Here is a 22976-nt window from a genome sequence, read left to right as displayed (position 1 = left end):
CCCGAGGTTAAACCATTTTTATATTAAACGAAATTTTTTCCTATGATCTGATCGTCTTTTGTTTGCGGTTAAGTGGCGAATGCGTTGCCATTATTCCCAAAGCCGACCATCGGCAGTAATCAGCGCAGACCTTATTTGCTTGTCAGAAAACACCGACAACAGCGCCGTGCGATAACGCGTCAATTGCGCTTGATAAGCGGCGCGCTCGCTATCGAGCAGATTGCGCTTGTAATCAAGCACCCAGACTTCGTCGTCGAACACCACCACGCGGTCGCATCGCAATACGCCGTCGGTTGTAACGATCTCCATTTCGTCACGCGCGTAGCGATGCAGGGCGGGATTGAAGAAACGCTCCAGCGCCGGTTGCGCCAACATATTGACGGCCTGGGCCCGGATCACCGCCGCCAGCGGACGCGGGCACGGCAACCAGCGTGCGATGGCCGCTTCGTCGGGCAAATTCACCGGCCAGGTGCGCGCATGCAGCGCACGTTCGAGCAGCGCGTGCAAGGCCACGCCTTCGTCGATGGCGTCATTGCTGTAATTCTCCGGCGCATCGACCACCGGCGCCGGCAGCGGCGTCGGAATGAACAGCGGCAGTTCGAATCGTTCTTCGCGCTGTTGCCCGGCGTCGTTGATCTGCGCAGGCGGCGCTACCAATTCCACGCCCTGCTCCTCGCCGGCGCGGTCGAACAACCGGCTGTACCAGCTGCCTTCCTGGATGCCGCCCTCCAATGCTCCCTTGGTGCCGGCCACGCCGCTGACGATCAGCAATTGCTTGGCGCGGGTGAGTGCGACGTAGAGCAGATTCCAGTCCTCCTGCATCTTGAAATGCTCTTCGGCGTCGAACCAGCGGTCGCGCGCCGTGCCGCGCTCGCTCTTGCGGCCGAAGGCGGAGAAATGTGTTGGTGCGTCTTCGTCCTGTGGCCAGTCGCACAGGACGCCGATGTTGTCGTTGGCGGGATCGCTGTGGTTGGTGTCCATCATCACGACCACCGGCGCTTCCAGGCCCTTGGCGCTGTGCACGGTGAGGATGCGCACGGCGTCGGCGGCGGCATCAATGCTGGCCTCGTCGGGCGCATCGCTTTCGGCGTGGCGCTGCAAGACGCGCAGCGCATCGATGAATTTCGGCAGGCTGGGATAACGGCCGGCGTCGAGGTTGAGCGCCAGTTCGACAAAGGCCTCGATGTTGCCGAGCGCCTGGCTGCGCATGGATGGCGCGACGGACTGGGCATAGCGCGCGGCCAACTGGCCTTCGTGCAGGATAAGATCAAGCAGATCGTGCACCGGATAATGCGGCGCGGCGTCCAGCCATTGCGCCAGCAAGTGCGCGGCGCGGGCGATGGCGGCCGATGCCGATCCTGCGCCGGATTGCTGCGTGGCCAGCACGCGATTCCACCAGTCGGATTCGCTGCGTTGCGCCAGCGCGATCAGGTCGGTGTCGGAAGCGCCGATGATCGGGCTCTTCAGCACGTGAGCCAGCGCACGCGTGTCGTTGGGCGTGATCAGGAAAGTCAGCAGCGCGATCAGGTCGGCGATCTCGAGCGAATCGAGCAAGCCGCCGCGCTTGTCGGAGACAAACGGAATGCCGGCCTCGCGCAATGCGCTTTCATATGCGATCAGGTGACGGCGCTTCTTCACCAGCAGCATGACGTCGCCCCATTTAAGCGCGCGGCCGCCGACTTGGATGCGTTGACGCGCCAGCAGGATCGCCTGCGCCACCTGACGGCCTTCGTCGCGCCGGCGCGCATCGTCTTCTTCCTCGCGCGGGGTGATCAGCGGATTGCGCAGCGCTGATGGCGCAGCGTCGGTCTTGTCCTCTTCGGCCGCCTCGGGAGCCTGCACCAGCGGCAAGCGCCACACGGCGCCGCCGTCCATGCCCAGCGTAGTTTGCGGTGCGAACAAGGCATTGCGCCCGCTGAAACTGGTGTTGAGCACGTCGACGATGGCGCTGGCGTTGCGGCGCGTCTGGTTGGCGCGCAAGACCGCCGCACCTTGCTGTTCCAGCAAGGTGCGCGCGGCGGCGAACACACGCGGCTCGGCGCGGCGGAAGCGGTAAATCGATTGCTTGGGATCACCCACCACGAACACGCTCGGCTGCGCCGCATCGCCGCCGTAGGCACGCAGCCAGGCGCGCACGATGCTCCATTGCAGCGGGTTGGTGTCCTGGAATTCGTCCAGCAGGATGTGCTTGTAGCGCGCGTCGAGGCGGCTTTGCAGATAGGCAGCACTCTCTTCGTTGGTGAGCAGGCGGTAGGCGTGCCATTCGAGATCGGCAAAATCGAACACACGCTGCTCAGCCTTCACCTCCTGATAGGCGTCGAGATAGGCGCGACCCGCTGTGAACAGGGCGCGATTAAGCCTGAGCACAATGCCTTCGGCGCTGCGTCGCTGCAACAGCCGGAGTTCGTTGCCGGTCAGCTCGAACACTTCATCGAACAGCGACACGGCGACCTCTTCGTCGACGCCGTAGTGCTTGCTCAACGCCGCCTTCAAGTCCTTGGTCTTGGTGTTGCCGCGCGGTTTGCCGTTGTCGTCATAAAACTGCGTCGCCAAGGCGGCGAACTGCTCCACCGACGCTTCGCCGCTCACCAGCGTTTCGATGGCGACCGCGCGTTTCTGGTTGGTTGCCGTGCCTTTGCCGAGCAGTGAAGAAATTTCATACAGCCGCGCCTTCAAGGCCTCGTCGGTCCAGACCGTCAGTCGCGCGTCGCGAGCGGCGTCGGGTCCGCACAACTCTTCCAGCCATTGCAGCGGCGCGTCCTCCGACGACAACGGCGGCATGGTTGCAGCCCACCATTCGGCACGCTTGTCGAGGAAGGCATCGAGCAGGTTGCGCGCACCGCTGTCGCCGGCCAGCTCGTACAGTTCCAGCAAGGCCAGCTTGATCGCTTGCTGCGCCGGCTTTTGCACCGCCTGCATGAAGCGGCGGTAAGCCTCGTTCATGATCTCGCCGTTTTTCTCGGTCAGCGCATAGCCATGCGGCACGCCCGACGCCAGCGGCGCGATCTGCAGCAGACGCGCAAACCAGCTGTGAAAAGTGTCGATCGACAAACCCTGCTGGCCCGCCAGAATCTGTTCGTACAGCGAACGCGCCAGCGGCATCAAGCGCGGCAGCTCGTCGGCGTCGACGCCGCGCTCCAGCAGCAACTGGCGTGCCTGTTCGGCCGGCGCCAGCGTCAGTTCGTGCAGCAACTCCATCAGGCGCTCGCGCATTTCCTGCGCGGCCTTGCGGGTGAAGGTGATCGCCAGCAGTTCGGCCGGCTGTGCGCCCGCGAGCAGCAATCGCAACATGCGCGCCACCAGCAGCCAGGTCTTGCCGCTGCCGGCGCAGGCTTCCACCACCACCGACTGGCGCGGGTCGCAGGCAGCTGCGGTGAATGCCGCCGCTTCTGCAGGACGGCCGTTGATTTCGTAGGCGGCGATTAAATTTTTGTCGCTCATTGCCAGACTCCCTTGCGGCACAACCCGCGTACATCGCAATACTGGCAAACCGATTCGATGCCGTTGGCCGGCAGCGGCGCATCGTTGCCGATGGCCTGCACGACCGTGATGATCTGCTGCTGCAAGGCCTGCTGCTGCTTCTCGAAATCGGGGGCGGCGACGTCGCCGGTTTTGTCCCGGGACGGCTCCAGGGCGACGTAGTGCGCAGCCGCCATCGTCTGGCCCGACAGCAATCCGTAGAACGGCAGCTGGTGATCTTCGGCATTCTTCAACTTGGCGACCAGCGACGGCAGCGAGCTGGTCTTGTAGTCGAGCACCGCGCGTTCGCCCCCCGCGTTTTCATCAACGCGATCAAGGCGACCGTACAGCTCGATACCGCCGTCCGGCCAGGCCAGTGCGTGCTGCAAGGGCAATTCGCCGAGCACAAAATGCCAGCCCTGCGCTTCGCGCTCGTTGGCCCAGACCAGGTACGCCGGCATCACCTTGCGCCAGCGCGCTTCATAACCGAGCGCGGTGGGATGTTCGCGGATCGCCTTGCTGAAGACGTCATCCGAGACGGTCGCCAGCAAGGCCGCACGCTGCTCGACAGGCGTCTTCGCGTCGCGCTGCGCTTCGTGGTATTTCATCAGAATTTCATGCAGCCAGCCGCCGTAGTCGCGCTTCTCCGGCATGTCGGACAGTTCGTCCATGACGTTCACGCGCAGCATGTGCTGAGCGAAGAATTGATACGGGCAGGCCACCAGCCGGTTGTAGGCGCTGGCCGACAAGCGCGCCGGCGTCAGCTCAGCGGCCGACGGCGCTGGCATGACGGAGGGTGCGGCAAGCAATTCATGCAGCGGCAAATCGTGGCGCAGTTCGCGCAGCGGCGCCATGCCGGCTTTTGCCAGGCACAGTTCGAGACGTTCCAGCCACGGGCTCTTGGGATTCGGTTCGCCGTCCTTGTGGGTCTGCCAGCACAGCACCACTTCGCGATTGGCGCACAGCAGTTCGGTCAGGTCGCGCAATTGCTGGTGCTGGCGCGACAGCCGTGTGGGCAATCCAAGCTCGTGGCGTACGGCGTTCGAGAAGAACAGCGTTTCCTGCGGTTGCGACGGCAGGTGTTCGGCGTCGGCGCCGATCACAAGAACGGCGTCGAAATTGCGCAGGCGCGCGCCGTTGAGCGGCAGCATGACGATGCGACGATCGGTGATCGGCGGCATGAACGTGACGGCGTCGAGCTGCAGGTTCAGCAATGCGCGCCATTCCGAGAAGGAGAACAATTCGCCGCCGTCGGTATCCGATTGCCGGGCGCCGAGGTCGTCCAGCAATTGCAGCACCTGCTGGCCGGCGATGTCCTGCGTGAACGCGGCGCGCATGTCGAGCGCATCGAGCAAGTGTTGCGCGCACGCGCTCCAGTCGATCAGGTTCTTGCGTCCCTCGAACAGCGCGGCCTGCGCAGCCACTGCCTGCAAAACCTCTGCGGCAAGCGACCCGCTCTTGAACGCCGCTTGCACGCTGCGCCATTCGCCGGAAATATTCTCGCGCCGCAATTGCCACTCGATCTGCATTACCGCCGCGCTCTTGTCGGCCATGCCGGCGAAGATGAACGGCGACTTCAGCAGGTCGAGCAGTGCAGTGGTTTCGCCGCGCGAGGTGACGACGTCGCACCACGCCGCCATCGCTGCGGCGGCGCGGGTGGTCGACAGCTTCCAGCCGGTTTCGTCGGCCACCGAAACTTGCGCACGCTCCAGCAGGGCGCGCAGGCGGCGCGCGCTGACACGGTCCTGGGCGACGATGGCGATGTCGTCCTTGCCTTGCCGCAGCCAGTCGAGCACGATCTGCGCGCTCTGCAGCGAAGCGTCTTCCAGACTGGCGGCCGGGCACAACGCCAGCGTCGGCGCGTCCATCTGCGGCGCGAACAGATCATCCGGCGCGGGGGCCAGCGGTGCGTCGCACAATTCCGGCCAGGCGGTCTGGTACAGCAAGGGGATATCCGGGCCGCGCCAGTCGATCTGCACCGGCTGCACTTCGGCGTGTTCGCCGTAGGCCTCGAGGAAGGCCAGTTCCATCGGTTCGGGGGCGACCGGGCTGATCCACATCAGCGGCGCCAGGGGCGCGTGGGCGCTTGGTTTGGCCAGCGCCAGCATGCGCGCGTAGCGCTGCGCGGTCTTGTCGTTGCCGTCGAGCTGACTCTGCCAGATCGACCAGACCAGTTGCGCCTCGTCCGAGAGCATGCTGCGCGCCGACGGCGACAGCTGCGCCAGCGCGGCTTGCCAGCGTTCGTCCGCATCCCCGGGAGTGCGCTCCATGGCCGGCAACAACGCCTGGGTCAGTTCATCCGACAGCGACAGCAGCGTCTGCGCCAGCGGCAGCAGGTCGGTGTTGCGGCGCGCCGTAAACATCTTCTTGAGCCAGGCGTGCTGGCGCAATTGCGCGTACAGCTGCATCAGGCGCTCGCTGTCGTCCTGCTGCGGCTGCGGCGCCTGCATGGCCAGCCAGCCGGCCATGGTGTTGATGCGCGGCGGGATGAAGCCGGCCTGTTGCGGCGACCGGCGCTGCAGCACCTGGGCCAACGCCGCGCGCCAGTGCACCGCATGCGAAAACGCCGGCACCACCACCTGATAACCGGAAAAGTCACGCGACCCCGCTCCAAATGCAGCGCCCAGCATGTGATCGGCCTCCAGCAAGGCGGCCGCGGTCTGCGGCCAGAAGTCGATGGAGGGGCTGATCAGCAGGGGCGAATGCAACATTAAAGGGGGCCGCAGAGAAAAATATATTTATCGAAATGATTGCCGGAATCTATCGACCCGGCATGTCTTTGCCGCATTGTATGCGACCGGCCGGGTCAATTGGCAACCTTGGCAACCGCCCTGCAACAGGCTTTGCCGGATGGCGGCCTATCGGCGGCGGCAAGGCGCACTTTTCCCGAAAATGGGTTATGATTGCCTCCGTACCCCGCCGAATACCCGTTGCCGCGTTTCAAAATACTTGAATCAGGGCACAACGACTCCATCTGCTTTAAGCAAAGTTACGCAATGAAGCAACTCCGGAAGCGTTGATGGCATACGCCAAGCAAATGGTATGTTCCCCCGGCGCTATTTGACCACTTACTTATATATATTCCCTCAGATCGAGGATCTACCATGAGCGAAAACATCAAACACATCTCCGACGCCTCTTTTGAAGCAGACGTCCTGAAATCCGACAAGCCGGTCCTGGTGGACTTCTGGGCTGAATGGTGCGGTCCTTGCAAAGCGATCGCCCCGATTCTGGAAGAAGTCGCCAAGGAATACGAAGGCAAGCTGCAGATCGCCAAGCTGGACGTCGATGCAAACCAGGCAATTCCAGCAAAGTTCGGCATCCGCGGCATTCCGACGCTGATCCTGTTCAAGAACGGCGCAGCAGCAGCGCAAAAAGTCGGCGCTCTGGCAAAAGGCCAGCTGACCTCGTTCATCGACAGCAACATCTAAGAAGATTCACAGCGGCGGTACGCTCGTATCGCCGCTTGTTATGCTTACCGGTAGCCTGAACAATCGATACACGTAAGCTAGTTTTTTAATTTACACGCCACGCAATTCCCTCCCCCACCTTTTACGATTCCCATCCCGGGACACTCTTATGCACTTATCAGAATTAAAGGCGTTACACGTCTCCGCATTGCTTGAAATGGCAATTGGCCTGGACATCGATAACGCGGCGCGCCTGCGCAAACAAGAACTGATGTTCGCGATCCTCAAGAAACGCGCGAAATCGGGAGAACAAATTTTCGGCGACGGCGCCCTTGAAGTGTTGCCTGACGGCTTCGGCTTCCTGCGCTCGCCTGACGCCAGCTACATGGCGTCCACTGACGACATTTACATTTCGCCCTCGCAAATCCGCCGCTTCAACCTGCACACCGGCGATTCCATCGAAGGCGAAGTGCGCACACCGAAAGACGGCGAGCGCTACTTTGCGCTGGTCAAGGTCGACAAGGTCAACGGCGAAGCGCCGGAAGCCTCCAAGCACCGCATCCTGTTTGAAAACCTCACGCCGCTGCATCCGAACAAGATCATGCAGCTCGAGCGCGAAATGCGCGGCGAGGAAAACATCACCGGCCGCATCATCGACCTGATCGCGCCGATCGGCCGCGGCCAGCGCGGCCTGCTGGTGGCGTCGCCGAAGTCCGGCAAATCGGTCATGCTGCAACACATCGCCCACGCCATCACCACCAACCATCCCGACACCGTGATGATCGTCCTGCTGATCGACGAACGTCCGGAAGAAGTGACCGAAATGCAGCGCTCGGTGCGCGGCGAAGTCGTTGCATCGACTTTCGACGAACCGGCAACGCGTCACGTCCAGGTCGCCGAAATGGTGCTGGAAAAAGCCAAGCGCCTGGTTGAAATGAAGAAGGACGTGGTCATCCTGCTGGACTCGATCACCCGTCTGGCGCGCGCCTACAACACCGTGATCCCGGCGTCCGGCAAGGTCCTGACCGGCGGTGTCGACGCCAACGCGCTGCAACGTCCGAAGCGCTTCTTCGGCGCCGCCCGCAACATCGAAGAAGGCGGTTCGCTGACCATCATCGCCACCGCCCTGATCGAAACCGGCAGCCGCATGGATGACGTGATCTACGAAGAATTCAAGGGTACCGGCAACATGGAAGTCCACCTGGAACGCCGCCTCGCCGAGAAGCGCGTCTACCCGGCCATCAACCTCAGCAAGTCCGGCACCCGCCGCGAAGAACTGCTGATCAAGCCGGACCAGCTGCAAAAGATCTGGGTCCTGCGCAAGCTGATGTACGACATGGACGAAATCGAAGCGATGGAATTCATCCTCGACAAGATGAAGTCGACCAAGAACAATGCAGAGTTCTTCGACATGATGCGTCGCGGCAGCGAACGGTGACTAACACAACGCCGCTGGCTGCGTTGCAACTCCTTGCCGCACATTCGTGCTGTCTGCGTCGTTGCGCCTTGCCAGTGACGCCGTGTTAGCCCCCGTTTAGGGCTATCAATCAGAAAAATCCGCCCGGGCGACCAGGCGGATTTTTTTATGCCCGCGAGGCCTTGGTTGGATTTCGCCGGTTTGGAAATACCGCTTGACCGCAATTTTCTTCCTACACTACTATTTCAGCCACGCCGCGCTCTGCGCAAAGACAGACCCGGCAATAAAAATTAAATACAGAGACAGCATCGAACCGACAGGTTCAGACCGTTCAGATCATTTACCGGCATCGTTCCCGCTGCCGGGCATTCATCCGCAAGCGCAGCACCGTTGTACGTTGTAGAGCACCGCAGTACTGCCGGTCATGGATCCATGCCGGGGTTTCACCTTTCCGTCCACCAGACGGCATAAAAACAGCAACGCAGACACAACCAATCAGGAGGAGCAAAAGATGAAAGTCAAAATGACAGCCATCGCGGCGACCGTGGTCGCCGCATGTGCAGCAGGATTTGCCGGACCGGCGGCAGCGCAGATTTCGGGAGATGTGGTGAAGATCGGCCTGATCACCGACTTGTCGGGCGTCTACATCGACATCGACGGCCAGGGCGGCATCGAAGCGATCAAGATGGCGATCGCCGACTTCGGCGGCAGCGTCAACGGCAAGAAGATCGAACTGGTCACCGCCGATCACCAGAACAAGGCCGACATCGCCGCCTCCAAGGCGCGTGAATGGTTCGACCAGCAAGGCGTGGACATGCTGATCGGCGGCACCAATTCCGGCACCAGCCTGGCCATGGCCAAGGTTGCCGGCGAAAAGAAAAAGACCTTCATCGCCGTCGGCGGCGCCACCGCACGCCTGACCAATGAAGAATGCACGCCCTACACCATCCACTATGCCTACGACACGGTCGCGCTGGCCAAGGGCACCGGCTCGGCCATCGTCAAGAACGGCGGCAAAAGCTGGTACTTCCTGACCGCCGACTATGCCTTTGGCGCCTCGCTGGAGAAGGACACCTCCGACATCGTCAAGGCCAACGGCGGCACGGTGGTGGGCGCAGTCAAGCACCCGCTGGGAGCGTCGGACTTCTCGTCCTTCATGCTGCAGGCACAGGCATCGAAGGCGCAGATCCTGGGCTTGGCCAATGCGGGCGGCGACACCATCAACTCGATCAAGGCGGCCAATGAGTTCGGCATCAACAAAACCATGAAGCTGGCCGGCCTGCTGATGTTCATCAACGACGTGCATGCGCTGACCTTGCAGGTGACCCAGGGCATGTACCTGACCGACGGCTGGTACTGGGACATGAACCAGGAAACCCGCGACTGGTCCAAACGTTACTTCGCCAAGATGAAGCGCATGCCGTCGATGCTGCAGGCGGCGGACTATTCGGCGACGATGCAGTACCTGAACGCGGTGAAAGCCAGCGGCACCGACGATCCGGACAAGGTCATCGCGCAGATGCACAAGACCAAGATCAACGACTTCTTCGCCAAGAACGGCTACATCCGTCCCGACGGCCGCATGGTGCATGACATGTACCTGATGGAAGTGAAGAAACCGTCGGAATCGAAGTATCCGTGGGACTATTACAAGGTGGTGCAGACCATTCCTGCCGAACAGGCATGGACCACCAAGGCTGAATCCAAGTGTTCCCTGTGGAAATAAGCCTGCGTTGACACTGCATGAGCCGCCGGCGGGTGTGACCTCGCCCGGCGGCGGACTCAGCCGACCCAAAACGAGCAATCTGGCGTCCTCCAGACCGGAAAACACCTCCAAATCGGCAAAAAACAACAGCTGCCCACCGGCTCCGGCGGGTTAGACTTGGTGCAAACCCCTGATTTCATTGTATAATTTCGGACTTTTCACCGGCAAGTGATCGACAATCGGGTCAAGAAGCAAGGCGACCGACGAAGTGACGATTGGCTACCACTACTTTTCAAGGCAAAAAAATGAAACAAGGCATTCACCCGGATTACCGCGAAGTTCTGTTCCACGACGTTTCGAACGACTTCAAGTTCATCACCCGTTCGACTATCGGCACACGCGAAAAGGCCGAATTCGAAGGCAAGGAATACCCACTCGTGAAGATTGAAGTTTCTTCCGAATCGCATCCGTTCTACACCGGCAAGCACAAGATCGTCGACACCGCAGGTCGCGTCGAGAAATTCCGCCAAAAGTTCGGCACAGTCGGTTCCAAGACTGCAATCGCAGCAGAATAATCTCTGCACGATGTCAAAAAAGGCAGCTAAGGCTGCCTTTTTTGTTTTTTGCGGAACGGGGTGCAGCTTTACCGCTGCAGGATTGCCCCGCCGTTACCATCCAATACATCCTTTAACGGAATTTTGCTGCACAATATCGGCTACCCGATAATTGCACCCGCACAGTGCAGCAACACGTACAAGAGCAATAACACCTTGATGAAGCCAGTCCGCCTCCCTGCCGCCGCGACCAATGCTCTGCCTCGCTGGGGCCTGCTCGCGCTCGGCTTGCTGTATATCCTGCCCGGCCTGATCGGCCGCGACCCGTGGAAGAACGATGACGCCGCCAGCTTCGGCATCATGTGGACCATGGCGCATGGTAACCTGATGGACTGGCTGGCGCCGAATATCGCCGGCATGGCGATGCCCGCCGAGAGTCCGTTGGCCTATTGGTTCGGCGCCATCTGCATCAAGCTGTTCGGCTGGCTGCTGGGCGATCCGCTGGCGGCGCGCATCTCGACCGTGGGCTGCTTCCTGATCGGCTCGCTGTCGATCTGGTACGCCACCTACCTGCTCGGCCGCCGCAGCGAGGCGCAGCCGCTCAAGCTGGCCTTCGGCGGCCAGCCGGAGCCGCGCGATTTCGGCCGCACCCTGGCTGACGGCGCCTTCCTGATCTACCTCGGTTTCCTGGGCTTGCTGCTGCACAGCCACGAGACCAGCGCCAAAACCCTGCAAATCGCGCTGGTGGCCTACGCCATGTACAGCGCGGCACGCGTGTTCGACACCAACAAGCCGCATCAGGCGCTGTCGCTGGGCGCGGTGCTGGGCTTGCTGGTGCTCACGCACGGCTGGCTGCTGCCGGCCGGCGTGCTGCTGGGACTGCTGGTGTTGTCGGGCCTGCATTACCGTCCGGTGTTCAAGTCGCTGGTGGGATTGACGCTGCCGGCGGCGCTGGCGATCTGCCTGGTCTGGGTCTTTTCGATCCGGGCTTTGCTGCCTGAGGCCAGCGCACAATTCTCGACCTGGCTCAGCTGGAACATCTATCAGATCAACTGGCCGACCATGGCCTCGCTGAAATTCTTCGGCAAGTACGGCGTCTGGTTCGCTTGGCCGGCCTGGCCGTTCGCCGGCTGGGCCGTGTACGCCTGGCGCCGCCAGTTGCAATCGCTGCATATTTCGCTGCCGCTGGCATTCTTCATCCCGCTCACGCTGCTGGTGCTGCTCAATGTGCACAGTGAAGAAGGCATCCTGTTGCCGCTGCTGCCGGCGCTGGCGATACTGGCGGCCTTCGGTCTGCCGACCATGAAGCGCGGCGCCATCAATGCGGTGGACTGGTTCTCGGTAATGACGCTGACCACCTGCGCGGCCTTCATCTGGATCGGCTGGATCGCCAAGGAAACCGGCTGGCCGGCGCAGATCGCCAAGAACGCCTTCAAGCTCGCTCCCGGCTACAAACCCGGCTTCAATGCCATTGCGCTGGCGATCGCGGTGTTGACCACGATTTTCTGGATCATGCTGGTGCACTGGCGCATTTCGCGCCGGCCTTCGGTGCTGTGGCGCGCGGTGGTGCTGTCGTCCGGCGGCGTGGTGCTGTGCTGGGTGCTGCTGATGACCTTGTGGCTGCCATGGGTCAACTACGGCAAGAGCTATGCCGGCGTGGCGCAACAGATCGAAGAACGCATGTCGGCCGTCAAGCAATGCGTGGAGTCCAACGTCGGCCCGGCGCAACGCGCCTCGTTCGCCTACTTCGGCCACGTGCATTTCGAAGACCGTCCGGACATGCGCTGCGACTTCCTGCTGCTGCAGGACAGTATCGACAACCAGAACGCCGAACAGATGCTGCGCCAGTATGAAGGCCGCTGGCAACTGCTGTGGGAGGGCCGGCGTCCCTCCGACCGCGACGAGCGCTTCCGCCTATATCGCCGCATCGGCAACTGAAGCGATGCCGGCATCCTGATCCAGGCCGGACCGGCGTCGACTTTTCAACAGCATGACATCACGCATCCATACTTTCCGCATTGCTTCGCTGGCCTGGCCGATCCTGATCGGCCAGCTGGCGCTGATCGCCAATGGCGTGATCGACACGGCGATGGTGTCGCGCTTCTCGGCGATGGATCTGGCGGCGCTGTCGCTGGGGGTATCGATTTACGTGAGCGTGTTCGTCGGCTTGTCGGGCGTGCTGCAGGCGCTGTTGCCGACCATCGGCCAGTTGTACGGTGCGCGCCGCTTCGGCGACATCGGCAGAGAAGTGAAACAGGGATTGTGGCTGGCCTTCTTCCTCAGCTGCCTCGGCTGCCTGGTGTTGCTGTTCTCGCCGGTGCTCCTGTCGTTCGCACAAGCCTCGCCGGAACTGGCTGAAAAAGCCACCCTCTACCTGCGCATCGAAGCGCTGGCGCTGCCGGCGACGCTGGGTTTCCGCGTCTATGCCGCGCTCAACAACGCCATCTCGCGCCCCAAGATGGTCATGGCGATCCAGATCGGCGCCCTGCTGCTCAAGATTCCGCTCAACGCCTGGTTCATCTTCGGCGGCCTCGGCTTGCCTGCCTTCGGCGGTCCGGGTTGCGCCATCGCCACCAGCCTGATTGCCTGGCTGATGCTGCTGACCGGCTGGATGCTGGTACGCGGCGCGCCGATCTACCGCGAACTGCGCGTGTTCGGCAGCGGCTTCGTCGCGCCGCAATGGAAGGCGCAACGCAGCCTGCTGAAACTAGGCATCCCGATGGGCCTGAGCTATTTCATCGAAGTCACGGCGTTCACGCTGATGGCGATTTTCATCGCGCGCCTCGGCGCGGTGGCGGTGGCCGGACATCAGATCACCGCCAACGTCGGCACCGTGCTGTACATGCTGCCCCTGTCGCTGGCCAACGCCACCGGCACACTGGTGGCGCAAGCCATCGGCGCACGCGACTGGCAGACCGCCAAGAAGATTTCCCGTGCAGGCATCCGCCTGTCGGCGATCCTGTCGGTGCTGATCGGCGTGGCGGTGTGGTTCGCGCGAGAGCTGATCATCCGCGCCTATACGCCCGACGAAGTCATCATCGCCTCGGCCTTGCCGCTGTTCCTGTTCATCGCGTTCTACCAGCTGTTCGACTCGCTGCAGGTGACCACGGCCTTCGTGCTGCGTGCGTACAAGGTGGCGGTGGTCCCGACTGTGATTTACGCGGTGGCGCTGTGGGGTGTCGGACTCGGCGGCGGCTATATCCTCGGCCTCGATCCGTTCGGCGTATCGCCGGCGTGGCTGCACGGCGCCGCCGGCTTCTGGCTCGGCAACAGCGCCAGCCTGGGGCTGGTGGCGTTCTTCCTGATCTGGTATTTGCGCATCATCCAGCGACGCGCTGCTTCAAGCGCTTCAGGACCTCAGGCGAACGCCCTGCCCTGACCCAGGAAATGCTGGACATCCCCGGCTGCTGCCGGCCGCGCCAGCAGGAATCCCTGTACCTGGTCGCAGTTGAGTTTTTGCAACGCGGCGAGCTGCGCTTCGGTCTCCACGCCTTCGGCCACCACTTCCATGTTCAGCGCATGGGCCAGCGCAATGATGGCCGAGACGATGGCCGGTCCGGAGTCGCCGCCCTGATCCAGGCGCGACGTGAAGAACTTGTCGATCTTGATCTGGCGGCAGTGGAACTGCTGCAGATACGCCAGGCTGGAATAACCGGCGCCGAAATCGTCGATGGCGATGTCGTAGCCGAGCTCCTGCAGGTCGGTGATGATGCGCGCGCTCTTTTCGACGTTCTTCATCGCAGCGGTTTCGGTGATCTCAAACATCAGGCGCTGCGGCGTAATGCCAGCCTGGCTGACGATCGCGGTGACGCTGTCGACCAGGTCCGGACGCATCTGCAGCGGCGACAAATTGAGCGCCACCTTGACCGGCGGCATGCCGGCCGCATCCCAGCGCACTATCTGCGCACACACTTCGCGCAACACCCAATCGCCGATCGGAATGATCTGGCCCGAGCGCTCGGCGATGGGGATGAATTCAGTCGGGCTCATGCTACCCAGTTCCGGATGATCCCAGCGCAGCAAGGCCTCGACACCGGTCAGCGTCCGCTGGCGGCCTTCGAACTTGGGCTGGAAATGCAGCGACAGCTGGTTGTGCTCCACCGCCATCTGCAGCGCGTGGCGCACCGTCAGGTGGCGCATCGCGCTGGCGTGCATGGCCGGCTCGAAGAAACGGTAGGTGTTGCGACCGTTCTGCTTGGCTTCATACATCGCCGCGTCGGCGTTCTTCATCAACGCATCTACAGTGTCGCCGCTGTTGGGATACACCGCGATGCCGATGCTCGACGTCACGCGCAAGGTCGCCTCGTCGACGCGAAAATCCTGGCGCAGCACGCTCAGGATGTTTTCCGCCAGGTTCTCGACCACTTCGGGCGAGGCCAGGTTGCCCATCACCGCCACGAACTCGTCGCCGCCGATGCGCGACACCATGTCTTCACTGCGGATGCAGGCGCGGATACGCTGCCCGACGGCGATCAGCAAACCGTCGCCGACCGAGTGGCCGAGCGAGTCGTTGATTCCTTTGAAGCCGTCCAGGTCCATGAACAGCACCGCAAACGACAATCCGCTGCGCTTAGAGACATGGATCGCATGCTGGATGCGCTCGGCCAGCAAAGCGCGATTGGGCAGGCCGGTAAGCACGTCGTGGGTGGCGAAATGCAGCAGCTTGTCATTGGTGCGGCCGACGATCTTGCGCAGCAGTTTGGTCTTTTGTGCGCCGCTGAAAATCAATGCGGCGATCAGCACAAACAGGGTACCGAGCACCACCGCGCTCATCAGGTTGTCGCTGTCGATACTGGCGTAGGTGCTACTGATGCTATCCGCCGAAAAATTGGCCGCCGCCATGTTCAGGCAATGCATGAAGAAGATGCCAAGGCCCAGCACGCCCGCAAAAATCACACGGCGCCAGAAATGATCGCTCTTGCGCGCATTGAGGGTGTAGATGATCCAGATGTTGAGCACTGCGACGGCCATCGTCGCCAGCACCGACAGAATCTCCAGCCATGGCGTATAACGCACCGCCGGGAGGATTTGCATCGAATGCAGGCCGAGCCAGTGCACCACTGCCATGCCGCCGCCGAGTGCGACGCCGTCGGCCAGCATGCGCGGCCAGCGCAGCCGGCGTTGGGTGGAACGATGCAGGAGATAAAACGACAGGCCAATGCACAGCAGCAGCGAGATGCCGGTGAAGAACGCGTTGTAGCCGACGTTGATCGGCAGCTGGAACGCCAGCATGCCGGTGAAATGGGTGGACCAGATGCCGACGCCGAACACCAGCGCGCCGCCGGCCAGCCACATGCGGCGGTAACGCGCGGTTTCCTGCGATGAGATGCGTTCAGCGATTTCCAATACTGTGTACGAAGCGAGCGTCGCAACAAATAGAGAAAAGCAAATCAGCAAAAGGTTATAGGAGCCAGCCATGATCTGAGAAATCCGTCTGCATCTTCCGTTCGAACTGCGTGTTACGAAAATGAATCCCGTGAATCCACGACAACAAACAAAGCTTCCCCGATGCGTGACGACGCATCGATGTTCACAAACAAAATCAGGAGAAAAAAGCGTCTCAAACGCTCGGTTTTTTGTATGCGCAGCCGCTTGTCGTTTGCTCTTTATTCATTAGCGACAATCGGTGCCATCCGGCGCAATCCCTTTATCCGCGCCTATTCTAGCTGGTTTGCACCAAAAAATCCCAGCTTCTTCCGCGGCGTTTTCACCCTGCGAAAAGAACGGGCTGTGCTGACGAAATCACAGCTTCCGCACGCGGCTCCGGAATGTGACCGCCAAGGCAACTTTTTTGCCTTGGGGCAGGCGGCGAACGAGGTTCGCGCAAACACCGTTACCGGCCTGAAAGTCTTGCTGGGCGTCATGTTGGGAGATTCCCACACGTTACAATTGTTATCTATCAGTCAAGTTGAAAATAAGACAAGATAGCTACAACTTGGTGACGTTAAGCGGCGTTGATTATAAGTCACATCCTCCGCGTAATTATTCCGAAAACCAAAAGTACCCAATCCTCACCCACTAGGCAGTAAGTTCCAGTCATGGAAAACGCGAACGAAAAATTTGCAAAACGACTGCGCGCCTCGATGGAAAAAGCGGGATATGAACCAAAGCCCGCTGTTCTGGAACGCGAGTTCAATTTGCGCTATTGGGGTAAACCGATGACGTTGCACGGCGTGCGACGCTGGCTTCTCGGCGAGTCCATGCCGAATCAGGACAAGCTCGAGACGCTCGCAGAATGGCTCATTGTCACGCCGCAACATCTGCGCTTCGGCGAAGAAATCGGCAAGCGCATCGACAAGCGCCGCGCGCGCTGGGAAGAAGCCATCGGCTATCGCGAACGCGAGGCCTTCGAAGCCTTCATCAACCTGCCTGCGCCACAACGCAAGATCGTCAAGGAAGTCATCTTCGCCTTCGCACAAGTCGCTGCAGCGCTACCCCCAAAGGTCGTCAAACCCAAAGCCTGAGAATACATCTAGAGACAATACGCCGCGATGACGCTCACGTATCAATGAGCACCTTCAGAGCCCGCGCGCCTTGATCGCTTTGGATACCGTCATGCAATGCTCGACCTGTTCGGTGATCGCAATCGGTACGGTTTTTTCGCCGCGCAGTACCGCCTCAATCCAGCGCGCCGTCACGGCGGCGTCCCTGCCCTCCGGCAAGTCCGGAATCTCTTCCGCCACTTTCTGTTTTTCCACCAGCAAGGTACGTTCGCCGCCATGGAACCAGTCGATCTGCTGTGCACGCCGCGCATTGGCGACGGTCTCGCCTTCGGTGCCGCGCATCAGGAACGCGTCGCCGCGCTGAGGCGGCGCGGCGTCGACAAAATACTTGCCGAGCATTTCCAGGTATTCGGGATGAGTGTACGAAGTCAGGCGCAAGGCCGGCGCCGCAAACGGCTGCATGATCTTCACCAGCGTATGGGTTGAGTTGCGCACCCCGAGCACCCGGCGCATCGCCAGCAGGCGCGCCATTTTGGGCGCCAGCACCTGGATCGGAATGAATGCCGGTTGCCGGTTGGCCAGGGCAGCCTCCGCTTCGTGCGGACCCATCGCGTGATGGATGCCAAGCGCTTCAAAAATCTCTGCGCTGGTGACGCGTTGCGGATCCTGGGTCACCCCATGCATCAGAACCGGCACGCCTTCGCGCGCCAGCAGCAAGGCCAGCAAGGGTGTCAGGTTGGCCATGTGGCGGGAGCCGTTGTAGCTCGGAATCACCACCGGCGCATAGTCGCCCAGCGGCGCCTGCAATGGCGTGAACGATGCCTCGGCGGCGTCGAGGAAGCCGGCGATTTCTTCCACCGATTCGCCCTTGACGCGCATGGCCAGCAGGATCGCGCCAAGTTCGAGATCGCTGACGCGGCCATCCAGCATCGCCCCGTAAAGCAGTTGCGCATCGTCGCGCGACAGACTGCGCGCGCCATCCTTGCCGCGTCCGATTTCCTTGATGAAGCGGGCCGCAGCCAGCATGTCCTTGTTTGATTCCGTCATGATCCTGCTCTCGTATTGGTGCCGATGTTGTTGCCGTTATTGTTGCCGTTATTGCTGCCGTTTTTGATGTGCGCAAGAGTACACCATGCGACGCTTCTTGTGCGCCGCCGGGCGCTTGACATTCTCCTGTGCGCCTTTCCTTTACAATAGCGCCTTCGGATGCACCCGCGTCCTCATTGTTTTCCCTGCTGCAATCCATGATAGTTCTCGGCGTCGAATCCTCCTGCGATGAAACCGGTCTTGCGTTATACGACACGCAAAAAGGTCTGCTCGCCCATGCCCTGCATTCGCAAATCGCAATGCACCAGGAATACGGCGGCGTCGTTCCAGAACTGGCGTCGCGCGACCACGTCCGCCGTGCGATTCCCCTGCTCAGGCAAGTCTTTGAACAAAGCGGCATCGTCCACGACGACATCGACGCCATCGCCTACACGCAAGGTCCCGGCCTGGCCGGCGCGCTGCTGGTCGGCGCATCGGTGGCCTGCGGGCTCGGCCTCTCGCTCGACAAGCCGGTGCTCGGCGTGCATCACCTGGAAGGCCACCTGCTGTCGCCGCTGCTGTCGTCCAACCCGCCGCAGTTTCCGTTCGTGGCGCTGCTGGTGTCGGGCGGCCATACGCAGTTGATGCGCGTGGACGGCGTCGGCCAATACGAGCTGCTCGGCGAAACCCTCGACGACGCTGCCGGCGAAGCCTTCGACAAGTCGGCCAAGCTGCTCGGCCTCGGCTATCCGGGCGGCCCGGCGATTTCGCGCCTGGCCGAGTTCGGCGACCCGGGAGTGTATCAATTGCCGCGCCCGATGCTGCATTCCAAGAATTTCGACTTCAGTTTTTCCGGCCTGAAGACTGCCGTGCTGACCGTGGTCAAGAACCAGACCACCAACATCTGCGAACAGGACAAGGCCAACATCGCACGTTCCTTCGTCGACGCCATCGTCGACGTGCTGGTGGCGAAATGCATGAACGCGCTCAAGCACACCGGCATGAAGCGCCTGGTCATCGCCGGCGGCGTCGGCGCCAACAAGCAGCTGCGCGAAGGCCTCAACGCCGCCGCGGCCAAACGGCGCTACCAGGTGTTTTATCCGGAACTGGAATTCTGCACCGACAACGGCGCCATGATCGCCTTCGCCGGCGCCATGCGGCTGCAGCAGCATCCCGAAGCGGCCAAGCGCGAGTATGCCTTCAGCGTGCGGCCGCGCTGGCCGCTGGACGAATTGCGCACGACAGCGTGACCCATGAAAAAGCCCGGTGCAAACCGGGCTTTTTTAGTTTCGCGAATCCTGCTTGTTTCTTCTATTTTTTCTATTTCTTCTTAGCGCCGATCTTGCTTTCCTTGCCCGCCAGCAGGTTGGCGATGTTCTTGCGGTGGCGGAAGATCAGCAGCGCGCTCATCGCCAGCACTGCCAGCAGGATGCCGTCTGCGCTGCCGAACAGCAGGCCGTAGTAGAACGGTGCGAACACGCTGGCAATCAGCGCCGCCAGCGAGGAATAACGGAAGGCATAGGCAATCACCAGCCAGGTGACCAGTGTCGCTACGCCGAGCCAGACGTTCAGCGCCAGCAGGATGCCGAGCGCGGTCGCCACGCCCTTGCCGCCGACGAAGCGGAAGAACACCGGCCACAGGTGACCGAGGAAGACGGCGATGGTCGCCAGCGCGACGCCGGTGTCGCCGACGCCGAATTGCGGACCCAGTTTAATCGTCAGCCACACCGCCAGCCAACCCTTGAAACCGTCACCCAGCAAGGTCAGCGCCGCGGCCTTCTTGTTGCCGCTGCGCAGGACGTTGGTGGCGCCGGGGTTTTTCGAGCCATAAGTACGCGGGTCCGACAGGCCAAAGGCCTTGCTCACCACCACGGCGAATGAAATGGAGCCGATCAGGTAGGCGGCGATCGCAAACAATACTGTATTCATTGAATCCTTCTTTCTTGACGCTGTTTTGCAGCAGCTTGTTTATTCTTCCAGCGCGCAGTGTACAGGCTTGCCGGGCAAGACTTTGACAATGACGTCCGGGGCGATCCCGATCAGGAAACCACGGCGGCCGCCGTTGATGTAAATCTTCGGAATCGCCAGGATGCTTTCTTCGACGTAGACCGGCATGGCCTTGCGCGTGCCGAACGGCGAGGTGCCGCCGATCAGGAAGCCGGAATGGCGATTGGCCACTTCCGGCTTGCACGGCTCCACCGACTTGCAGCCGATCTGCCGCGCCAGATTCTTGGTCGATACCTTGCGGTCGCCGTGCATCAGCACCAGCATCGGCTTGGCCGCCTCATCCTGCATCACCAGCGTCTTGACGACATGATGCTCATCCACACCCAGTTCGCGCGCCGACACGCTGGTGCCGCCGTGCTCTTCGTAGGGATAAGGGTGTTCGGTGAAGGAAACGCCATGCTTGCGCAGGAATTGCGTGGCCTGGGTTTCGGAAATATGGTCTTTTCTGGAGCTCATTTGGCGCACATTATGCCGCAACTTGAAGCGTGTTATCCACGCGGATGATGTTCCGCATGCAATTTCTTCAGGCGCTCGCGCGCCACGTGGGTGTAAATCTGCGTGGTTGAAATATCTGCATGCCCGAGCAGCAACTGCACCACCCGCAGGTCGGCGCCGTGGTTGAGCAGATGCGTGGCGAAGGCGTGGCGTAGCGTGTGCGGCGACAGCGGCGCCCGGATGTCGCCTTGCAGCGCGTATTTCTTGATCAGCGTCCAGAACATCTGGCGCGTCATGGCGCCGCCGCGTGCGGTGACGAACAGGGCGTCATCGACCTGGCCTTCGAGGATCAGCAGACGGGCTTCGCGCAGGTAGCGCTCGATCCAGCTGCGCGCCTCTTCTCCGAACGGCACCAGGCGCGTCTTGTTGCCCTTGCCGGTGATGCGCAGCACGCCCTCGTTCATGCCGACTTCCACCGACTTGAGCAACACCAGTTCGGACACGCGCAAGCCGCTGGCGTACATCAGTTCAAGCATGGTGCGGTCGCGCAGGCCCAGCGGCGTCGTCACGTCAGGCGCGGCGAGCAAGGCTTCGACCTGGCCTTCCGACAAGACCTTGGGAAAGCGCGGCGGCTGCTTGGCCGAGCGCAGGCGCAGACAGGGATCTTCGCTGATGCGGTTCTGCCGCAGCGCCAACAGGAAAAAGCGCTTGAGCACCGCCAGCCGGCGATTGGAGGAACTCGCCTTGGTGTCAGCGTGGCGTGCGGCAAAATAGGCGTTAAGGTCCTCCGCATGCGTCGCCAGCAGATCCTTTTGGCGCTCGGTCTGCAGCCAATGTGCGAACAGCGTCATGTCGCGCCGGTAGGCTTCCAGCGAATTCTTGGCGAGCCCGTCTTCCAGCCACAGCGTGTCGCAAAACTCGTCGATAGCGGCCAGGCTGGCGCCGGTGGCTTCGACCTTGGGCGCGCGGCCGGTGACGCTTTTCCTGACGGGCTTGGCGGCGTCAATAGACACGTCAGCAGATACGTCAGTAGCCATCGACACCTTCGTGCACCAGCAGCCAGCGCTTCACGCTGAGCGGGAAACCGTCTTCGTCGTCGCGATGCGAATAGCCGCCCAGCCCGCCCGCCGCCGTGACGCGATGGCAGGGAATGACCAGCGAAAACCAGTTGGCGCCGCAAGCCTGTCCCACCGCGCGCGGCGCCGACCGGATGAACTTGGCGATCTGGCCGTAGGTGCGCACTTCGCCGCGTGGAATCGAGGCGATTGCATCCCACACGCGGCGCTGGAAGTCCGAGCCGACTTCGGCCAGCGGCAGCTTGAAGCGGAAGTCCGGCTTGTCGATGTAGCGCAGAATCTGTTTCGCGGCCTTGTCGGCCACGGCGTCGGTCGCGTCCTTTTCACGAAAGTGTTTGGGCAGGGTAACCATCTCCAGGATCAGGCCGGCAGAAGTGCGAATACCGATGCCGCCGAACGGTACGTGTACGATGGCGGAAAAAATGTCGCCCGCTTGTGTATTCTTCATGACTCGGAAACATTGAGGGAATACGCTATTTAAGCACATCGCCGCAAACCTCTGCCACCCGCCTTCAACCCCGCTGCAACTCAGGAACCGGATACATGACAACACCTACCAGCCACGCCGACCACCTCGTCGTCACCGCTCCCTCGCTGGCCGAAGGCATTGCCTACATCGAGCAAACCCTCGGCGTGACGCCGCAAGCCGGTGGCGAACATGTGCGGCTCGGCACGCATAACGCCCTGCTCAAGCTGGGCCGGGGATTTTATCTGGAAGTCATCGCGATCAATCCAGCTGCGCCAGCTCCTGCGCCACAACGCGCGCGCTGGTTCGGGCTTGACTACATGGCCGCGGGCAGCAAGCCGCGCCTGGCGACCTGGGTGGTGCGCACCGACGATATCGAAGCCGCAGCGGCAGCGTCTGCCATCTCGCCCGGCATCGTTGAAGAAATGAGCCGTGGCGCGCTGCAATGGCGCATCACCATTCCCGCCGACGGCAAGCTGGTCCTGGATGGCGTGATGCCCAGCCTGATCCAGTGGAACAGTTCCAGCCACCCGACCGACAACATGGCCGATCTCGGTTGCAGCCTGGTCAAACTGGAGGGATGCCATCCGCAAGCCGAGGCAATCGCCGCCAGTCTGGCGCAGATGGGCTTGCAAAGCCACGTCGACATGCACCAGCCGGCGCCCGGGCAAAAGCCGCACCTGTTGGCGCTGATCCAGACGCCAACCGGCCTGCATCCGCTGGGGTTGGCGGAGTAACAACGCGCCTGCAGGCAGCGAAATCCGCGCAGAAAATAAAAAAGGCGCATCTTGCGATGCGCCTTGAAATTACCCTTGTGCGTCCCGGCCGTTTAAACAGCTTCTTGAACCCACGTCTCCTCAGTATCCTCGGTATCAATACCGTTTGTTATGTGCATCACCCACTTTAAATCTTGTTTTTAAAGCCATGAACTACCGACAATACTGCGGCTGAAATTCTGTTGTCCTTGCAGACGAGGTC

At 61.5% G+C, this 22976-nt stretch carries 18 protein-coding genes; 10 read left to right on the top strand and 8 right to left on the bottom strand.

Going from position 1 to position 22976, the window contains the following annotated elements; genetic code table 11:
* Nucleotides 1–90: 90 nt before the first annotated feature.
* On the bottom strand, nucleotides 91–3441 hold the full coding sequence (locus ACIROW_RS09395) for a UvrD-helicase domain-containing protein (protein WP_402274494.1): 3351 nt from the start codon (nucleotides 3439–3441) through the stop codon (nucleotides 91–93).
* On the bottom strand, nucleotides 3438–6170 hold the full coding sequence (locus ACIROW_RS09390) for a PD-(D/E)XK nuclease family protein (RefSeq protein ID WP_402274492.1): 2733 nt from the start codon (nucleotides 6168–6170) through the stop codon (nucleotides 3438–3440). Before ACIROW_RS09390 ends, ACIROW_RS09395 begins: the two co-directional genes overlap by 4 nt.
* Before the next feature lie 393 nt (nucleotides 6171–6563).
* On the opposite strand from ACIROW_RS09390, the gene trxA reads away from it, so the two are divergent.
* The 6 genes from trxA (at nucleotide 6564) to ACIROW_RS09360 (ending at nucleotide 13924) form a co-directional block, all read left to right on the top strand.
* Entirely contained in the window at nucleotides 6564–6890 is a 327-nt protein-coding gene (gene trxA / locus ACIROW_RS09385) for a thioredoxin TrxA (protein WP_116436841.1), read from the top strand.
* Between the two features lie 148 nt (nucleotides 6891–7038).
* The gene (gene rho / locus ACIROW_RS09380; protein ID WP_040503902.1) at nucleotides 7039–8307 is read left to right on the top strand and encodes a transcription termination factor Rho; all 1269 of its coding nucleotides are present in this window, start codon (nucleotides 7039–7041) and stop codon (nucleotides 8305–8307) included.
* Between the two features lie 490 nt (nucleotides 8308–8797).
* Nucleotides 8798–10012 (top strand): ABC transporter substrate-binding protein, encoded by a 1215-nt coding sequence (locus ACIROW_RS09375; RefSeq protein WP_402274489.1) that lies wholly within the window; start codon nucleotides 8798–8800, stop codon nucleotides 10010–10012.
* 284 nt (nucleotides 10013–10296) lie between these two features.
* A complete protein-coding gene (locus ACIROW_RS09370) occupies nucleotides 10297–10566 on the top strand; it encodes a type B 50S ribosomal protein L31 (protein WP_053196114.1) in 270 nt (89 codons plus the stop codon).
* Nucleotides 10567–10764: 198 nt separating this feature from the next.
* A complete protein-coding gene (locus ACIROW_RS09365; protein ID WP_402274967.1) occupies nucleotides 10765–12483 on the top strand; it encodes an ArnT family glycosyltransferase in 1719 nt (572 codons plus the stop codon).
* A gap of 52 nt (nucleotides 12484–12535) precedes the next feature.
* Nucleotides 12536–13924, top strand: coding sequence for an MATE family efflux transporter (locus ACIROW_RS09360; RefSeq protein ID WP_402274487.1), 1389 nt, complete (start codon nucleotides 12536–12538; stop codon nucleotides 13922–13924).
* On the opposite strand, the gene ACIROW_RS09355 is transcribed toward ACIROW_RS09360, so the two are convergent.
* Nucleotides 13903–15963: a putative bifunctional diguanylate cyclase/phosphodiesterase gene (locus tag ACIROW_RS09355; RefSeq protein WP_402274484.1), complete on the bottom strand. Its 2061-nt coding sequence runs from the start codon at nucleotides 15961–15963 to the stop codon at nucleotides 13903–13905. The two genes, ACIROW_RS09360 and ACIROW_RS09355, sit on opposite strands and share 22 nt — an antisense overlap.
* Nucleotides 15964–16053: 90 nt before the next feature.
* Between ACIROW_RS09355 and ACIROW_RS09350 the strand changes: the two genes are divergently transcribed.
* Both ACIROW_RS09350 and ACIROW_RS09345 read left to right on the top strand, forming a co-directional pair.
* Nucleotides 16054–16473 (top strand): hypothetical protein, encoded by a 420-nt coding sequence (locus ACIROW_RS09350; protein ID WP_402274482.1) that lies wholly within the window; start codon nucleotides 16054–16056, stop codon nucleotides 16471–16473.
* 110 nt (nucleotides 16474–16583) lie between these two features.
* Nucleotides 16584–17009 (top strand): XRE family transcriptional regulator, encoded by a 426-nt coding sequence (locus ACIROW_RS09345; protein WP_402274479.1) that lies wholly within the window; start codon nucleotides 16584–16586, stop codon nucleotides 17007–17009.
* Nucleotides 17010–17063: 54 nt separating this feature from the next.
* Here ACIROW_RS09345 and ybiB read toward each other — a convergent pair whose 3' ends face one another.
* Entirely contained in the window at nucleotides 17064–18035 is a 972-nt protein-coding gene (gene ybiB, locus ACIROW_RS09340) for a DNA-binding protein YbiB (RefSeq protein ID WP_402274477.1), read from the bottom strand.
* Nucleotides 18036–18232: 197 nt separating this feature from the next.
* On the opposite strand from ybiB, the gene tsaD reads away from it, so the two are divergent.
* A complete protein-coding gene (tsaD, locus tag ACIROW_RS09335; protein ID WP_402274474.1) occupies nucleotides 18233–19264 on the top strand; it encodes a tRNA (adenosine(37)-N6)-threonylcarbamoyltransferase complex transferase subunit TsaD in 1032 nt (343 codons plus the stop codon).
* A gap of 70 nt (nucleotides 19265–19334) precedes the next feature.
* On the opposite strand, the gene plsY is transcribed toward tsaD, so the two are convergent.
* From plsY to ACIROW_RS09315, 4 genes are read right to left on the bottom strand one after another with little or no spacing between them, the layout of a single operon-like run.
* Nucleotides 19335–19943 carry a glycerol-3-phosphate 1-O-acyltransferase PlsY gene (plsY, locus tag ACIROW_RS09330; protein ID WP_402274471.1) on the bottom strand — a complete coding sequence of 203 codons (609 nt, stop codon included), beginning with the start codon at nucleotides 19941–19943 and terminating at the stop codon, nucleotides 19335–19337.
* 39 nt (nucleotides 19944–19982) lie between these two features.
* Nucleotides 19983–20477, bottom strand: a complete 495-nt coding sequence (gene ybaK / locus ACIROW_RS09325) for a Cys-tRNA(Pro) deacylase (protein WP_402274469.1) — start codon at nucleotides 20475–20477, stop codon at nucleotides 19983–19985.
* Nucleotides 20478–20509: 32 nt separating this feature from the next.
* Nucleotides 20510–21493: a site-specific tyrosine recombinase XerD gene (xerD, locus tag ACIROW_RS09320; RefSeq protein ID WP_402274466.1), complete on the bottom strand. Its 984-nt coding sequence runs from the start codon at nucleotides 21491–21493 to the stop codon at nucleotides 20510–20512.
* On the bottom strand, nucleotides 21483–21980 hold the full coding sequence (locus ACIROW_RS09315; protein ID WP_402274463.1) for a methylated-DNA--[protein]-cysteine S-methyltransferase: 498 nt from the start codon (nucleotides 21978–21980) through the stop codon (nucleotides 21483–21485). The genes xerD and ACIROW_RS09315 overlap by 11 nt, the downstream gene beginning before the upstream one ends.
* Before the next feature lie 95 nt (nucleotides 21981–22075).
* On the opposite strand from ACIROW_RS09315, the gene ACIROW_RS09310 reads away from it, so the two are divergent.
* On the top strand, nucleotides 22076–22735 hold the full coding sequence (locus ACIROW_RS09310) for a VOC family protein (RefSeq protein ID WP_402274461.1): 660 nt from the start codon (nucleotides 22076–22078) through the stop codon (nucleotides 22733–22735).
* Nucleotides 22736–22976: the final 241 nt, after the last annotated feature.

Source organism: Herbaspirillum sp. NPDC101397, from assembly GCF_044767325.1.
Lineage (GTDB): Bacteria > Pseudomonadota > Gammaproteobacteria > Burkholderiales > Burkholderiaceae_D > Herbaspirillum.
Note: the sequence above shows the minus strand (reverse complement) of the source record. Positions and strands in the feature narration are given on the sequence as shown.

Coding starts and splice junctions, on each gene's coding strand:
- ACIROW_RS09395 (WP_402274494.1), bottom strand. CDS start 3,441: ATGAGCGACAAAAATTTAATCGCCGCCTACGAAATCAACGGCCGTCCT.
- ACIROW_RS09390 (WP_402274492.1), bottom strand. CDS start 6,170: ATGTTGCATTCGCCCCTGCTGATCAGCCCCTCCATCGACTTCTGGCCG.
- trxA (WP_116436841.1), top strand. CDS start 6,564: ATGAGCGAAAACATCAAACACATCTCCGACGCCTCTTTTGAAGCAGAC.
- rho (WP_040503902.1), top strand. CDS start 7,039: ATGCACTTATCAGAATTAAAGGCGTTACACGTCTCCGCATTGCTTGAA.
- ACIROW_RS09375 (WP_402274489.1), top strand. CDS start 8,798: ATGAAAGTCAAAATGACAGCCATCGCGGCGACCGTGGTCGCCGCATGT.
- ACIROW_RS09370 (WP_053196114.1), top strand. CDS start 10,297: ATGAAACAAGGCATTCACCCGGATTACCGCGAAGTTCTGTTCCACGAC.
- ACIROW_RS09365 (WP_402274967.1), top strand. CDS start 10,765: ATGAAGCCAGTCCGCCTCCCTGCCGCCGCGACCAATGCTCTGCCTCGC.
- ACIROW_RS09360 (WP_402274487.1), top strand. CDS start 12,536: ATGACATCACGCATCCATACTTTCCGCATTGCTTCGCTGGCCTGGCCG.
- ACIROW_RS09355 (WP_402274484.1), bottom strand. CDS start 15,963: ATGGCTGGCTCCTATAACCTTTTGCTGATTTGCTTTTCTCTATTTGTT.
- ACIROW_RS09350 (WP_402274482.1), top strand. CDS start 16,054: ATGCGTGACGACGCATCGATGTTCACAAACAAAATCAGGAGAAAAAAG.
- ACIROW_RS09345 (WP_402274479.1), top strand. CDS start 16,584: ATGGAAAACGCGAACGAAAAATTTGCAAAACGACTGCGCGCCTCGATG.
- ybiB (WP_402274477.1), bottom strand. CDS start 18,035: ATGACGGAATCAAACAAGGACATGCTGGCTGCGGCCCGCTTCATCAAG.
- tsaD (WP_402274474.1), top strand. CDS start 18,233: ATGATAGTTCTCGGCGTCGAATCCTCCTGCGATGAAACCGGTCTTGCG.
- plsY (WP_402274471.1), bottom strand. CDS start 19,943: ATGAATACAGTATTGTTTGCGATCGCCGCCTACCTGATCGGCTCCATT.
- ybaK (WP_402274469.1), bottom strand. CDS start 20,477: ATGAGCTCCAGAAAAGACCATATTTCCGAAACCCAGGCCACGCAATTC.
- xerD (WP_402274466.1), bottom strand. CDS start 21,493: ATGGCTACTGACGTATCTGCTGACGTGTCTATTGACGCCGCCAAGCCC.
- ACIROW_RS09315 (WP_402274463.1), bottom strand. CDS start 21,980: ATGAAGAATACACAAGCGGGCGACATTTTTTCCGCCATCGTACACGTA.
- ACIROW_RS09310 (WP_402274461.1), top strand. CDS start 22,076: ATGACAACACCTACCAGCCACGCCGACCACCTCGTCGTCACCGCTCCC.